Annotated in this window: 14 protein-coding genes; 6 read left to right on the top strand and 8 right to left on the bottom strand. The window is 63.1% G+C overall.

Translation table 11 applies throughout. The features are described 5' to 3' along the window. Positions 1 to 2: 2 nt before the first annotated feature. The 5 genes from ACO07C_RS00300 to ACO07C_RS00320 form a co-directional block, all read right to left on the bottom strand. The gene (locus tag ACO07C_RS00300; protein WP_421912243.1) at positions 3 to 446 is read right to left on the bottom strand and encodes an SRPBCC family protein; all 444 of its coding nucleotides are present in this window, start codon (positions 444 to 446) and stop codon (positions 3 to 5) included. A 108-nt stretch (positions 447 to 554) separates the two neighbouring features. Beyond that, a complete protein-coding gene (locus tag ACO07C_RS00305; RefSeq protein WP_421912244.1) occupies positions 555 to 1,382 on the bottom strand; it encodes a helix-turn-helix domain-containing protein in 828 nt (275 codons plus the stop codon). Between the two features lie 452 nt (positions 1,383 to 1,834). Then, a complete protein-coding gene (locus ACO07C_RS00310; protein WP_421912245.1) occupies positions 1,835 to 2,602 on the bottom strand; it encodes an SDR family oxidoreductase in 768 nt (255 codons plus the stop codon). A gap of 56 nt (positions 2,603 to 2,658) precedes the next feature. Continuing rightward, a complete protein-coding gene (locus tag ACO07C_RS00315; protein WP_421912246.1) occupies positions 2,659 to 3,657 on the bottom strand; it encodes an ABC transporter permease in 999 nt (332 codons plus the stop codon). 41 nt (positions 3,658 to 3,698) lie between these two features. Then, positions 3,699 to 4,439, bottom strand: coding sequence for an ATP-binding cassette domain-containing protein (locus tag ACO07C_RS00320; protein WP_421917412.1), 741 nt, complete (start codon positions 4,437 to 4,439; stop codon positions 3,699 to 3,701). Between the two features lie 464 nt (positions 4,440 to 4,903). On the opposite strand from ACO07C_RS00320, the gene ACO07C_RS00325 reads away from it, so the two are divergent. Beyond that, on the top strand, positions 4,904 to 5,893 hold the full coding sequence (locus ACO07C_RS00325; RefSeq protein ID WP_421912247.1) for a sugar-binding protein: 990 nt from the start codon (positions 4,904 to 4,906) through the stop codon (positions 5,891 to 5,893). 134 nt (positions 5,894 to 6,027) lie between these two features. Continuing rightward, complete coding sequence (locus tag ACO07C_RS00330) at positions 6,028 to 6,807, top strand: FadR/GntR family transcriptional regulator (protein WP_421912248.1); 780 nt, start codon at positions 6,028 to 6,030, stop codon at positions 6,805 to 6,807. 158 nt (positions 6,808 to 6,965) lie between these two features. Here ACO07C_RS00330 and ACO07C_RS00335 read toward each other — a convergent pair whose 3' ends face one another. Then, positions 6,966 to 7,904: an NAD(P)-dependent oxidoreductase gene (locus ACO07C_RS00335; RefSeq protein ID WP_421912249.1), complete on the bottom strand. Its 939-nt coding sequence runs from the start codon at positions 7,902 to 7,904 to the stop codon at positions 6,966 to 6,968. Positions 7,905 to 8,046: 142 nt separating this feature from the next. On the opposite strand from ACO07C_RS00335, the gene ACO07C_RS00340 reads away from it, so the two are divergent. Both ACO07C_RS00340 and ACO07C_RS00345 read left to right on the top strand, forming a co-directional pair. Further along, positions 8,047 to 8,937 (top strand): NAD-dependent epimerase/dehydratase family protein, encoded by an 891-nt coding sequence (locus ACO07C_RS00340; RefSeq protein ID WP_421912250.1) that lies wholly within the window; start codon positions 8,047 to 8,049, stop codon positions 8,935 to 8,937. A 108-nt stretch (positions 8,938 to 9,045) separates the two neighbouring features. Next, positions 9,046 to 9,822 (top strand): FadR/GntR family transcriptional regulator, encoded by a 777-nt coding sequence (locus ACO07C_RS00345; protein ID WP_421917413.1) that lies wholly within the window; start codon positions 9,046 to 9,048, stop codon positions 9,820 to 9,822. Here ACO07C_RS00345 and ACO07C_RS00350 read toward each other — a convergent pair. After that, positions 9,819 to 10,631: a pyrroline-5-carboxylate reductase family protein gene (locus ACO07C_RS00350; protein ID WP_421912251.1), complete on the bottom strand. Its 813-nt coding sequence runs from the start codon at positions 10,629 to 10,631 to the stop codon at positions 9,819 to 9,821. The two genes, ACO07C_RS00345 and ACO07C_RS00350, sit on opposite strands and share 4 nt — an antisense overlap. 216 nt (positions 10,632 to 10,847) lie before the next feature. Between ACO07C_RS00350 and ACO07C_RS00355 the strand changes: the two genes are divergently transcribed. Further along, positions 10,848 to 11,291, top strand: coding sequence for an SRPBCC family protein (locus tag ACO07C_RS00355; RefSeq protein ID WP_421912252.1), 444 nt, complete (start codon positions 10,848 to 10,850; stop codon positions 11,289 to 11,291). Between the two features lie 145 nt (positions 11,292 to 11,436). Here ACO07C_RS00355 and ACO07C_RS00360 read toward each other — a convergent pair whose 3' ends face one another. Continuing rightward, the gene (locus tag ACO07C_RS00360) at positions 11,437 to 11,724 is read right to left on the bottom strand and encodes a DUF3175 domain-containing protein (protein WP_421912253.1); all 288 of its coding nucleotides are present in this window, start codon (positions 11,722 to 11,724) and stop codon (positions 11,437 to 11,439) included. Between the two features lie 178 nt (positions 11,725 to 11,902). Between ACO07C_RS00360 and ACO07C_RS00365 the strand changes: the two genes are divergently transcribed. Continuing rightward, a complete protein-coding gene (locus ACO07C_RS00365; RefSeq protein ID WP_421912254.1) occupies positions 11,903 to 13,132 on the top strand; it encodes an MFS transporter in 1,230 nt (409 codons plus the stop codon). Positions 13,133 to 13,184: the final 52 nt, after the last annotated feature.

A 13,184-nucleotide genomic window follows, 5' to 3' on the forward strand; every position in this document is an offset into this window, starting at 1 on the left:
CGTCAGTTCTGGCCAGCGAAATGGTCCCTCAGGGCGTTGAAGCCACCCTGGAAGACATTGGCGCCCATGCCCGCGGCGATCTTGTCGGCTTCTTCAGGCGCCGCGTCGAAGCTGGCTGTCCATTCGGCATAGGTACGGTCGCCATCCGTGACGCGCCGCAGCTGCAACGTTGCCTTATGATTTGTCAGCGGCTGTGGCGTCTCAAGGATGGAGTAGCTGACGAGGAAATTGTCATCGGAGAAGTCGAGCAGCTTTTCACGGATGCGGGCGCCGCTGGCGAGCTGGAAATTGCGCACACAGCCGATCGTTGACGCATCCTTGCCGTCCTCGATGTGGCTTTCCACCATGCGCGGATGCCAGCCAGGCAGGCCGTTGAAGTCGCGTATGCGCGCCCAGACCTTTTCGACCGGCGCGTCTATGACGCTGGAAATGGTGACTTTTGCCATGCGGTGTTCCCTTGCGAATGATCGTTGCGGCAAGGGTAGGGCGGCTGGCGCGGCGGCGCTTATCAATGCGTCTTGCGTGCGTATCAACCAGTCTGAAAAACGATGTCGTCAGGAGATCGCCCGCGCGGCCTCGCGATAGAGCGTCGGGGGAACGCCGACATGGTCGCGGAAAAAGCGGGAGAAATTGCCCTGCGTGGTGAAGCCGAGATTGCAGGCGACCGAGATCAGCGGCTCCCGCGACCACTGCAGTTGCCGCACCGCTTCCTCCATGCGCAACGTGTTCCAGTACACGTTGGGCGTCAGGTTCGTCTGTTCCTTGAACAGCGCGAAGAAATGCGGCCGCGAGAGGCCGACGCTGCGCGCCACGTCGTCGAAGCAGATGCGCTCGCAGACATTGGCCTTCATCAACTGGATCGCCTTGCGGACGCGGAAATCCTGCATGGTGTTTATGCGGATGCGCGCTTCCTGCGGTGCCGAGGCGTCGGCGGCATCGAGCACCGAGTCGATGAAACGCTCGATCTCGTAATTGGCGACATCATCGACGCTTTCATTGTCGCTCAGATGGTCGAGCAGGCTGGCGGCGGCCTGGTGCAGCCAAGGTTCCAGCGTTATTGCAGCCTGCTTAAACAGCGGCGCGGAAGAAGGCAGGTCACGCCGTCGCCGCGCCCAGTCCGGATCGATGTAGAAGGCAAGGAACAGCCCGGGCCTGCCATCCTGCGACAGCACGTGGCTGTGCGGCTGAAGTGAGTTGATGCCCGCGGCGGTCCCTGGACCGAGCCGCACCGTCTCGCGGCCTACAGTCATCTCGCCGGCAGTGCCTTCGAGCCATATGATCAGGTGCGCCTCGCCATGGGCATGAGTGACGAAGTCGCTCGCGACATTCAGGACAGAAACATGTCCGAACCGGCCCCAATAGAGCCTGATCGCTTCCGTCATGGCATATCCTCCCGCAGGCGACTGGCCTCCCTTCGCCTGCATTCGGGATTGTGCTGCCGAATTCGGATGGGCGTCAAGGCGCGGGGGTGCGGCGCGTGGTGCCTGCGGGGCCGCGAGGGTGGATTTTCAGACTGAGCGATAGGTACGAAAACGAATAGCGCTTTGCTGTCCTTGAATTCCGAAGAGCGGCGCTGCCCCTCATTGTCCTGCCGGACGTTCGTCGTTCGAAAAGCCAAGCAATGGGCTTTCGTCCGCTGTGCGGACCACTCCTCAACTCCCCGTATAGGGACGGGGAGAAAGTCGCTGTCATTCATGGTTTCGCCAATCGCCAACGTTGCAAGCTAGGCGCTAAGGATGCAGCCAGCTCCCTTCCCCCAGTCGCTATACGAGGGGAAGGTGCCGGCAGGAGTATGAGGGCAGCGCAAGCGTTCGACCAAGGACATGCCGCTACCTCACACCGACGCCGTCATGCCCCCGTCGACATACAGCGTGTGGCCGTTGACGAACGACGACGCGTCCGAAGCCAGGAACACGGCGGCGCCGATCAGCTCGTCGACATTGCCCCAACGGCCGGCTGGGGTGCGCTTTTCCAGCCATGCGGTGAACTCGGGATTGTCGACCAGTGCCTGGTTCATCTCGGTGCGGAAATAGCCGGGCGCTATCGCATTGATCTGCAGGCCGTGCCTGGCCCAGTCGGCGCACATGCCCCGGGTGAGGTTCCTGATCGCGCCCTTGGTTGCCGTATAGGGCGCGATGTTCGGCCGGGCGAGTTCGCTCTGCACCGAGCCGATGTTGATGATCTTGCCCTTGCCGCGCGCAATCATGTGGCGGGCAACGGCCTTGCCGGCGTGGAAGGCACCGGTGACATTGGTCTTGAACAGACGCTCCCATTGCTCCTCGGGAAAGTCCTCGAGCGGGGCGCGGAACTGTATGCCGGCATTGTTGACGAGGATGTCGATGGCACCGATCTCTGCCTCGATGCGGGCAACGTCGTCATGGACGGCGCTGGAATCCGTCACATCGAAGATCGAGGCATGAGCCTTGAAGCCGGCGTCGCGCAGCCTCGCCACGGCGCCATTTATCTTGGCCGGATCGCGGCCGTTGAGCACCACGCTGGCGCCGTGCTCGGCGAGGCCGCGCGCCATCGCAAGGCCAATACCTTGGCCGGAGCCGGTGACCAGCGCCAGCCTCCCATCGAGGCGGAACAGCGAGTTCGTCATTGGCGCATCCTTTGTTGCCGCTCCGGGAGGGGCAGCGCCGACGTTCTTCGTTTCCGTCAGTCGCTGCGCCTGAAATTGCGGATACGATCGAACAGCACCGCGAGCAAGATGGCGCCGCCGATGAACACGCCTTGCCAGAAGGCGTTGATGCCGAGCAGGCCAAGGCTGTTGCGGATCACCTCGATGAGTGCGGCACCGACGATAGCGCCGAATGCGGTGCCGACGCCGCCGGCGAGGTTGGCGCCGCCGATGACGGTGGCGGCGATGACCTGCAACTCCATGCCGGTGCCGATGTTGGTGGTGACGGCGCCGAGCCAGCCGGTCTCGATGATGCCGGCGATGCCGGCCGACAATGCCGAAATCATGTAGACGGCGACTTTGATCTGGCGCACCGGAACGCCGGTCAGCGTCGCCGCGTGCTCATTGCCGCCAATGGCGAAGATGTGGCGGCCGAATTTCGTCCAGCGCAGGACGAAGCCGGTGATCAGGGCCAGCAAGATAGTGTAGAGCACCGGATTGGCGATGCCGAACACCCAGGCGCCGCCACCCAGCGCCAGAAGCTTGGCGTGATCCGGGCCGAACTGGAAGACGACCGTGTTGTTGGACGCGACCATGGCAAGGCTACGCGCGATGGACAGCATGCCGAGCGTCACCACGAAGGGCGGAAAACCCAGATAGGCGATCAAGATGCCGTTGAAAGCGCCGATGGCGAGCGCGGTGGCGATCGAGGCGAGGATACCGACCTCTATCGAGTAGCCGGCATGCATGGTGACGGCCAGCACCATCGATGACAGGCACAGCACCGAGCCGACCGACAGGTCGATGCCGCCCGTTATGATGACGAAGGTCATGCCGAGCGCGATGATGGCGACGAAGGTGACGTTGCGGGTGATGTTGTAGATGTTCTTCGAGGTGGCGAAGGAATCGGTCGCGAACGAAAGGAACAGGCAGGCCAGTATCACCGCGATTACCACCCAGAAGGTCTGGCTGGCGAACAGCCTGGTGGGCAGGGATTGCTGCTTGTGTTCGACCGGCTGATCAATTGTGAATGCCATCGTCCACCCCTAACTGCTGCAATCGTTGGAAAGGCCGGTCATCATACTTGTTCGATCGCGCCGGTGATCAGCCCGGTGACTTCCTCGGGCGAACTCGAGGCAATCGTCTTGTCGGCTACCTTGCGGCCGCGCCGCATGACGATGACGCGGTCGGCGACAGTGAAGACATCGGGCATGCGGTGGCTGATCAGGACAACGGCGATACCCTGGTCGCGCAGATGACGGATCAGGTTCAGCACCTCGGCGACCTGCCGCACGGAGATCGCCGCCGTCGGCTCGTCCATGAGCACGATCTTGGCCTGCGACAGCATGGTGCGGGCAATCGCCACCGCCTGGCGCTGGCCGCCGGACATCTGCTTGACGAGGTCGCGTGGGCGGGTTTCTGACTTGAGTTCCGCGAAAATCTGGCCGGCGCGCTTGTACATCGCGGCGTAGTCAAGGATGCGAAACGGACCGACGCCGCGGCGCAGCTCGCGGCCGAGATAGACATTGGCCGCCGCCGTCAGATTGTTGCAGAGCGCCAGATCCTGATGGACGATCTCGATGCCGTGCTGGCGGGCCTCGACCGGCTTGTGCAGGATCAGTTCCTTGCCATCCATTTGCATGGTGCCGTGGCTCGGGCGGAAATTGCCGGCGATCATCTTGACCAGCGTCGACTTGCCGGCGCCGTTGTCGCCCATCAGGCCGACCACCTGTCCGGCGTCGATCGACAGCGACACGTCGTTGACCGCCTGGATGGCGCCGAAATGTTTCGAGATGTTGGTGAGTTCGAGAACCGCCACCAGACTTCTTGCCTCCCCGTGATGCAGCCTGCCGCCGTTCCCGTCATCAATGCGGGTCATGCCCTGGCCTTCGCTCTCCCCAGCTCCTCCCGGAAACAGCGATGGCGTCATTTACGCAAATGCCCGCACGGGCGTCAATTGTCAGACGAATAAGATATCGCAATTGTCGGACGAATAGGTTTTGACGATCCTGAAAAATCCGTTTTGTAGGACAAATGGCATTGACGTTGGCGGCTCGCCGTTATTAGCTGAGGCCGGAGGAGTAACATGCCGATCCCCATGCCGGTTTGCAGGGCGGGATCAGATCACGCCGGTTGGTTGAAGCCGGCACGATCGCATCTGAAATGCTTATCGATCTGGCTTGGCGACACGAGCGCTCGCGTAACGATCCTCTGTCATCTCGTATCCGGGTCGGTCTGTGTGGCGGGCACGCCGTGTCCGTCTTGTTTCCAGGGAGGACTGACATGAGGAAATCACTTCTGCTCGCCGCTGTCGCCATGATGGCACTGGGCGCCGGCCCGGCTTTGGCCAAGAAACAACTCGTCATCGTGGTCAAGGGGCTCGACAATCCGTTCTTCGAAGCCATCCACCAGGGCTGCGAGAAATGGAACAAGGAAAACGCCAGCTCGGAATATGAATGCTTCTACACCGGTCCGGCTTCGACTTCGGACGAAGCCGGCGAGGCTCAGATCCTGCAGGATGTGCTGAGCAAGCCCGATACGGCCGCGGTGGCGATCTCGCCATCCAACGCGCCGCTGATCGCGCAGACGATCAAGACCGCCAATCCGACGATCCCGATCATGACCGTCGACGCCGACCTGACCAAGGCGGACGCCGCGCTGCGCAAGACCTATCTCGGCACGGACAACTATCTGATGGGCGTCAAGATCGGCGGATACATCGCCAAGGCCAAGCCGAAGGGCGGTACCATCTGCACGATCGAGGGCAATCCCGCGGCCGACAACATCCTGCAGCGCGCGCAAGGCTTGCGCGATGCGCTGTCGGGCCAGAAGGGCCTGGCAAAGCTCGCCGGTGAAGGCGGCTGGACCGAAGTCGCGGGTTGCCCGGTGTTCACAAATGATGACGGCGCCAAAGGCGTGCAGGCGATGACCGACATCCTCGCCGCCAATCCCAAGCTCGACGCGTTCGGCATCATGGGCGGCTGGCCGCTGTTTGGCGCGCCACAGCCTTACCGCGACCTGATTGGTCCGTTGAAGGACCGGCTGGCCAAGAATGACTTCGTCATCGGCGCCGCCGACACGATCGGCGACGAGGTGGCGATCGCCAAGGATGGCCTTGTCACCGCGCTGGTCGGCCAGCGGCCGTTCGAGATGGGGTACAAGGCGCCGTCGGTGATGATCGACCTGATCAAGGGCACCAAGGTTGCGGACCCGGTCTTCACCGGCCTTGACGAGTGCACCAAGGAAACGGTCGACACCTGCATCCAGCGGTAAGCAAGGATACCGGGGCGTCCGCTCGTCGGACGCCCCGTCTATTGTCTCACAGGAAGGCGGCATCGTTCGGGGCACAAGCTCCCGCTTTGGCGTGGCCAGCGCTCAGGGCAGACGGCCGACGCATTGGAACGTGGATGCCGGACGACAGGTCAACGAAGCGAATTCCCGAGGTCATGTCAGGGTCCGGCCAGTTGCCCGCCCCGCGTAGGGCCGACGCGGCAAGGTTCGCCGGCTCGAGCGTGCACGCTTCGCTTGCCAGCGAGATTGGCTTGAGGATCGTGCGCGGCGACTATCCGCCCGGCACCATCCTGCCCAACGAAGCCAAATGGGCCGAGACCTTCAATGTAAGCCGCTCGGCGGTGCGCGAAGCCATCAAGATGCTGATGGCAAAGAGCCTTCTGACATCACGTCCAAAGATCGGCAGTTGGGTGGAGCCCAGGGAACGCTGGAACCTGCTCGATCGCGACGTGCTCGCCTGGTATGCGAGCGCGCCGGACCGCGAAATGTTTCTCAGGACCGTGCAGGAGTTCCGCCACATCATCGAGCCGGAGGCATCCGCTTTTGCCGCGATGCGGCGCACCGACGAGCAGATGGCGGAGATCAGCCAGGCGTGCCTGGAGATGGGAGAGGCGGCAAGCCTGCCGGAGCGCACGCAAGCCGACACGCGCTTTCACCTCGCCATCCTGCGCGCCTCCGGTAACGATCTCCTGGTGCCGCTTGGCGTGCTGATCGAATCCGCGCTCGACCATCTGTTTGCGTTCACGACCGTTCAGGTCAACGACCATGTCCACGCGCAGAAACTGCATGAAGCGATCGAGAAGAACATCCGCCTGAGGCGCCCGGCGGCGGCGCGCAACGCCGTGCACAAGCTGCTGGAGAATACCGATCAGGGGATCGGTCGGTGGCGGCGATAGTTTTGTCCATAAGCTGCGCCTTGCTTGCAACGACGATGATTGGCGAAACCATCGGCGAGAGCGTCTTTCTCCCCGTATAGTGACGGGAAGAAGGGGGGCCGCGATGCTGGCATCCATCTTGCAACGTTGCCAATTGACGAAACCATTGCGGGAGCGTCTCAAATCGTCTGCTTTTTTCCATCCTTCGTCGGCATCAGATCCACACCGTTGACCTTGCCGATATGTGTCGCCAGCATTGGCACGAACTGTTCCTCCGGGCCGGCGGCGAATGCGCCCGCGAACGAGTTCTTGGTGGCGTTGCCGAGCGGGTTGGCAATACCGGCCGCACCGGCCATCGATTCCAGATAGGTGAGGTCCTTGAAGGCGTTGGCGATGGAGAATTTGTGGGCGTCACGGTCGCCCTCCAGCGTCCAGCGCATGAAGGTCTGGTAGAAGGGGCAGTCCATGCGGCCGTTGCGGATGACGCTGTCGAAGCGCGGCGGCGAGATGCCGACTTTCTGCGCCAGCGCCAGCGCCTCGGAATAGATGGCGGCGTAGCCCAGCGAAATGAAATTGTTGAGCAGCTTCATGCGGTGGCCGTCGCCGGTGTCGCCGATATGGACGATGCGGCCGGCCCAGGTGTCGATCACCGGTTTCACCCTGGCAAAGACGGCATCGGGCGCGCCGACCATGGCGTCGAGCGTGCCTTCCCAGGCTTCCTTCGGGGTGCGGCTCAGCGGTGCATCGACATAGTCGACGCCGATCGCCTTGAGCTCGGTTGCCAGCGCCATCGTCGAAACGGGATCGGAGGTCGAACAATCGACGACAACCGAGCCCTTCTTCAGGCCCTCCTTGAGGCCGCCGGGGCCACGGATGATGGCTTCGACCTCGCGCGAGCCGGTGACGCATATGAAGACGATGTCGGATGCCTCCGCCACCTCGCGCGCGGTAGCCGCTTCCCTGGCGCCACGGCCGAGCATGTCGTCCGCCGGCTTGCGGTTCTTGCGGCCAAGGAAAGTCAGGCCGTAGCCCTTGTCGACGATATTCTTGGCGATACCGTGCCCCATAAGGCCAAGGCCGATGAAACCGATCTTTTCGTTCGCGGCGGTCGTGCTCATGTCTTGAAGTCCTGTTTTGCGGATGGTGCGTGGCAGTGCGGCAGGGCGATCCAGGCTGGTTTTTGCCGCTCGTGTTGGCAGGCGATTGCAGAACGCCATATTGTCTGACAATACAGAAAAGACAGGCATTGTGGAGAGCAAAATGACGAAGCGGATCATGTTCACCGGCGGCAGCGGCAAGGCTGGACGCCATGTCGTGCAATACCTTGTCGAGCAGGGCTGCCAGGTGCTCAACATCGACACCAAGCCGCTCGACAACCCGAAAGTGCGCACGCTGATCACCGACATCACCGACAGCGGGCAGGTGTTCAACGCGCTGTCGAGCTATATGGGCCTGCACGAGTTCGACCCGTCTCTGCGCGCGCAGCCGGTCGATGCCGTCGTGCATTTCGCGGCGATCCCGCGCATCATGATCACGCCCGACAACGAAGTGTTCCGCATCAATGCGATGGGCACCTACAACGTCATCGAGGCAGCGGTGAAGCTCGGCATCCGCAAGGTGGTGATTGCTTCCAGCGAGACGACCTACGGCCTCGTATTCGCCAACGAGCCGCGCAATCCCCAGTATTTCCCGCTTGACGAGGAGTATGATGTCGATCCGATGGACAGCTATGCGCTGTCCAAGATCGTCAACGAGAAGACCGCGCGGGCGTTTGCCCTGCGTGCCGGCATCGACATCTACGCATTGCGCATAGGCAACGTCATCGAACCGCATGAATATTCGCTATTTCCCAAGTGGTTCGCCGATCCCGGTTTCCGCAAGCGTATTGCCTGGAGCTATGTCGATGCGCGCGATCTCGGCCAGATCACGCTGCGCGCCGTCGAGAAGGATGGGCTCGGCTTCCAGGTGTTCAACGCCGCCAATGACGACACCTCGTCCGACCTGCCGACTGCCGAGCTCCTGAAGCGGTTCTATCCGGGCGTTTCCGTCAAGGGCGAACTTGGCGAATTCGAGACGCTGCTGTCAAACCGCAAGGCCAGGGACATGCTTGGCTTCCGCCCGGAGCATAGCTGGCGCCAATACGTCAAATAGGACGGATAGCGGGGCAAATCCGGGTTGATCTGTGCACAGCGGCCGGCTTTGCGGGTGAACCCGCCGGCCGCGCTTGACAGCTTGATGAAACCGGACTTTCTGGAGCCTATGCGGGACGCAAAGCCGAACAAGGAAAAATCGCCGAAGAAAACCGCCGAAGCCGAGCGCCCGACGGCGGTTCGTCGCGCCGACGCGGCGCGCATTCCAGGCGCCAGCGTGCACACATCTCTGGCCAGCGAGATTGGCCTGAGGATCGTGCGTGGCGACTATCCGCCGGGCACCATCCTGCCCAATGAAGCCAAATGGTCGGAAACGTTCAGCGTCAGCCGTTCGGCTGTGCGCGAGGCCATCAAGATGCTGATGGCCAAGAGCCTTCTGGCATCACGGCCCAAGATCGGCAGTTGGGTAGAGCCGAAGGAGCGCTGGAACCTGCTCGATCGCGATGTGCTGGCCTGGTACGCGACATCGCCGGACCGCGAGGTGTTCCTGAAGACCGTGCAGGAATTCCGCCACATCATCGAGCCGGAAGCAACCGCCTTCGCGGCCATGCGTCGGACCGACGAGCAGATGGCCGAGATCAGCCAAGCCTGCCGCGAGATGGGGGAGGCCACCAGCCTGCAGGAGCGAACGCGTGCCGACACACGCTTCCATCTGGCGATCCTGCGGGCCTCGGGCAACGATCTCCTGGTGCCGCTGGGCGTCCTGATCGAATCCGCCTTCGACCATCTCTTCACCTTCACCACCCGGGCCGTTGACGATCTCAACCATGCGCAGAAGCTGCATGAGGCGATCGAGAAGAACATCCGCTTGCAGAAGCCGGACGCGGCGCGCAACGCCGTGCGCAAGCTGCTGGCCAATACCGACACGGTCATTCGGTCGCGTTAGATTTCCGTTTCCTGGGCCTGCCCCTGGCCCATTGCGATGGATTTGTTGAAAGCCGCCGCGAGCCCCCTTGCCACCGCCTCGTCGAAGCCGGCTTCGCGCATGGTCTCGATGGCGGCTGCGGTGGTGCCGCGATAGTCGAGGAAGGCCTCGACCGTCTCGACAGGCGAGGTGTCGCGCAGTTCGAGCAGCCGGCCGGCGCCTACGAGCACGGTGTTGACAGCCCGCTGCGCGACCTGAGGCGACAGGCCGAAGGCAACGGCGTCCCGCATCATGGCATTTGCCAGCAGGGCGGGGAAGGCGGGGCCCGATCCGGTCAGCCCCGTCAGGTAGTCGATTTCGCGCTCACTGCCGACCTCGTCCTCGACGCCACAAGCCGTGAAGATCGCGCGAACGATCGCGCGATCCGCGTCCGTCGTCTCGCGGCTCGCGATCCACGGCGTGTAGGATCTTGCCGCCTCCGCCGCCGCGTTGGGCAGCGCACGCACGGCGCGGCTGGTAGCATGCTTGTCGCACAGCTCGCAGAGGCGGATGCCCGCCATCACCGAAATCACCAGCCGGCCATCCGCGTCGAGTATGAGGGAAGACCAGTCCTCGGGCCTCACCGATAGCAAGATGACATCGCAGCGATCGGCGAGCGCCTGGTTGTCGTCCGTCCAGAAGGCGCCCGCCAAGCGCTCGGGCTTGGTGCGCCGGTAGGACAATGTCAGGTTTTGCACCTTTACAAGGCCAGCGGCCAGGACCGCCCCGGCAATCGCGCCGCCCAGCCAGCCCGCGCCGCCGACAATGCCCAGTCTGACCGACCCTTCCATGTCCCGCCTCCGTTGATCGCGCTACGGTGCTGGACGCCTTGCGTCTTGTCCAGCGTCCACGGTCAGCGGGACCGTCCAGCCGCGCTGTGGGCTCCTGGCGAGAGAGGCGATGCGGCTCCAATGTGTCGACCGTCAAAAAAGTCCGATAGCCATGTCGGATCAGTTGCGTGACGGACGTCCTTGGGGCGCGAACCAGAAAGCATGAAGGAATATCGAATGCCCAGCACCGTACACCTGCACCGTGTCCTCACGACCAGCCCGCAAAAAGTCTATCGCGCGTTCATCGAGGCCGATGCGCTTGCCAAGTGGCTGCCGCCGAACGGCTTCACCTGCACGGTCCATCGCCTCGAAGGCAAGGTCGGCGGTGCGTTCAAGATGTCGTTCCGCAACTTCACCACCGGTGAGAGCCATTCGTTCGGCGGCGAATATGTCGAACTCGTTCCGGGTGAACGCCTGCGCTACACCGATCGCTTCGACGATCCCAACCTGCCGGGCGAGATCGAGGTGACGGTGACGCTGACGAAAGTGTCGGTGGGTACGGAAGTGAACATCACGCAGGCCGGTATTCCCGACGTCATTCCCGCCGAAGCCTGCTATCTCGGCTGGCAGGAATCGCTTCGCAACCTGGCCAAGCTGGTCGAACCCGAGATCAATCAGTAGGAGCCGATCGGCTCCGCGGCAGGTCGGGCGGCACGAATGTGTGTCGTGTTCGCCACCCGCCGCCGCCAACCCTTCACCAACTCGCGCATTTGCCAATGCGGTCCGATGAATTCGTCATCGGGCACGGGCTACCCTGCGGGTGTCGCTAGTCTTCCCTCGGCCGCCCGAATGCCGCCCGCAATTCGTCCTTCGCGCTCTCGAGGACCTTTCTGCGTTCAGCCGGAAGGTTCTTGCCGGCGCGGTTGATGTAGAAGTTCAGCATCGACATGGCTGACTGGAAAGGCTCGGCCTTGCGCCGGTGGCTGTGTTCGGCGGATCGCTTGAGCGAGGCGGCGATTTTCCCTGGATCATCGGATTCGAAGATGTGATCCTCGAGGTCCATCGCATCACTGTGCTCGGTGACCTCGGCAGACCATTTCTGTTTCGCGGTCATGGCGACAACCCTTGCATTGTTGATTGCCGGGGGAACGTGGCGCCCGCTCTCTGGTTCCTCGCCGTCCGCGCCAGGCTGGAGCCACGGATTTGCCGGCCGTGGCGCTGCTCGGCGCCGGGAATAAGCCGATACTGGCGCAAAGAGCGGCCGATCTGCCGAGCCGCCGACAGGAAACGCCTTGACCCAAACCGCTTCCAGCCAGGCCGGCCCTGGCATCGACAGTGCCTATGCCTGGATGCGGCTGGGCATTTCGATGGTGTTGGCGACCATCGGTGCCGTGGGCATGTGGGCCGTCGTCGTGGTGCTGCCCGCCGTGCAGGCTGAATTCGGCGTTGACCGCGCGGCGGCGTCGATGCCCTACACCGCGACCATGGTGGGCTTTGCCTTCGGTAACGTGGTGGTTGGCCGCGCGATCGACCGCATGGGCTACTGGATCCCTGCGCTGGTCTCCTCGGTCGCGCTCGCCGCGGGCCTCGTGCTCGCGGCGCTATCGACGTCGATCCTGCAATTCAGCCTTGCCCAGGGGGTGCTGATCGGCGTCGGCACGTCGGTGATCTTCGGGCCGCTGATCGCTGATATCTCGCACTGGTTCAACCGCCGGCGTGGCGTCGCCGTCACGGCCGCGGCTGCCGGCAACTACCTTGCCGGAGCGCTCTGGCCGACCATCATGCCGACGCTGATCAAGGCGGAAGGCTGGCGCTTCACCTATGCGGCGATCGGCGTCTTTTGCCTGGTCACCATGGTGCCGCTGGTTCTGATGCTGCGGCGCGGCGCCCCGCAGGCGGCCGCGGCCGGCTCGCCCGGAAGCCGGCCTGTGCAGCCGATTTCGATGTCGCCGGCGGCGCTGCAGACATTGCTGGTCGTCGCCGGCCTTGGCTGCTGCGTGGCGATGTCGATGCCGCAGGTGCATATCGTCGCCTATTGCATGGATCTCGGCTACGGTATGGCGCATGGCGCCGACATGCTGTCGATCATGATGGCGGCGGGCGTCGTCAGCCGGCTCGCCTCGGGCTTCATCGCCGACCGCATTGGCGGCGTCAAGACGCTGCTCATCGGCTCCGTGCTGCAATGCCTGTCGCTGCTGTTCTACATCCCGTTCGATGGGCTCGCCTCCCTCTATGTGGTGTCGCTGGTGTTCGGCCTGTCGCAGGGCGGCATCGTGCCTTGCTATGCCATCATCGTGCGCGAATACCTGCCCGCCAAGGAGGCGGGACAGCGCATCGGCATCGTCATGATGGCGACCATCTTCGGCATGGCGATCGGCGGCTGGATGTCAGGCTGGATCTACGACCTTACCGGTTCTTACGCAGCCGCTTTCCTCAATGGCATTGCCTGGAATTTGCTCAACATACTGGCAATCGGGCTGTTCATATGGAAGGCGAGGGGCAACGTCGCGGCAATGGCCTGAAGCACCTCTCCCGGCTGTCACGAGACGACCGCTCGACTTGACAACCACCCCA

Origin of the sequence: Mesorhizobium sp. (genome assembly GCF_965229135.1) — a bacterium.
In the GTDB taxonomy this organism is placed as follows: domain Bacteria; phylum Pseudomonadota; class Alphaproteobacteria; order Rhizobiales; family Rhizobiaceae; genus Mesorhizobium.

Excerpts from the sequence above, each read along its gene's own strand:
- ACO07C_RS00300 (WP_421912243.1), bottom strand. The coding sequence starts at position 446 with ATGGCAAAAGTCACCATTTCCAGCGTCATAGACGCGCCGGTCGAAAAG.
- ACO07C_RS00305 (WP_421912244.1), bottom strand. The coding sequence starts at position 1,382 with ATGACGGAAGCGATCAGGCTCTATTGGGGCCGGTTCGGACATGTTTCT.
- ACO07C_RS00310 (WP_421912245.1), bottom strand. The coding sequence starts at position 2,602 with ATGACGAACTCGCTGTTCCGCCTCGATGGGAGGCTGGCGCTGGTCACC.
- ACO07C_RS00315 (WP_421912246.1), bottom strand. The coding sequence starts at position 3,657 with ATGGCATTCACAATTGATCAGCCGGTCGAACACAAGCAGCAATCCCTG.
- ACO07C_RS00325 (WP_421912247.1), top strand. The coding sequence starts at position 4,904 with ATGAGGAAATCACTTCTGCTCGCCGCTGTCGCCATGATGGCACTGGGC.
- ACO07C_RS00330 (WP_421912248.1), top strand. The coding sequence starts at position 6,028 with ATGCCGGACGACAGGTCAACGAAGCGAATTCCCGAGGTCATGTCAGGG.
- ACO07C_RS00335 (WP_421912249.1), bottom strand. The coding sequence starts at position 7,904 with ATGAGCACGACCGCCGCGAACGAAAAGATCGGTTTCATCGGCCTTGGC.
- ACO07C_RS00340 (WP_421912250.1), top strand. The coding sequence starts at position 8,047 with ATGACGAAGCGGATCATGTTCACCGGCGGCAGCGGCAAGGCTGGACGC.
- ACO07C_RS00345 (WP_421917413.1), top strand. The coding sequence starts at position 9,046 with ATGCGGGACGCAAAGCCGAACAAGGAAAAATCGCCGAAGAAAACCGCC.
- ACO07C_RS00350 (WP_421912251.1), bottom strand. The coding sequence starts at position 10,631 with ATGGAAGGGTCGGTCAGACTGGGCATTGTCGGCGGCGCGGGCTGGCTG.
- ACO07C_RS00355 (WP_421912252.1), top strand. The coding sequence starts at position 10,848 with ATGCCCAGCACCGTACACCTGCACCGTGTCCTCACGACCAGCCCGCAA.
- ACO07C_RS00360 (WP_421912253.1), bottom strand. The coding sequence starts at position 11,724 with ATGACCGCGAAACAGAAATGGTCTGCCGAGGTCACCGAGCACAGTGAT.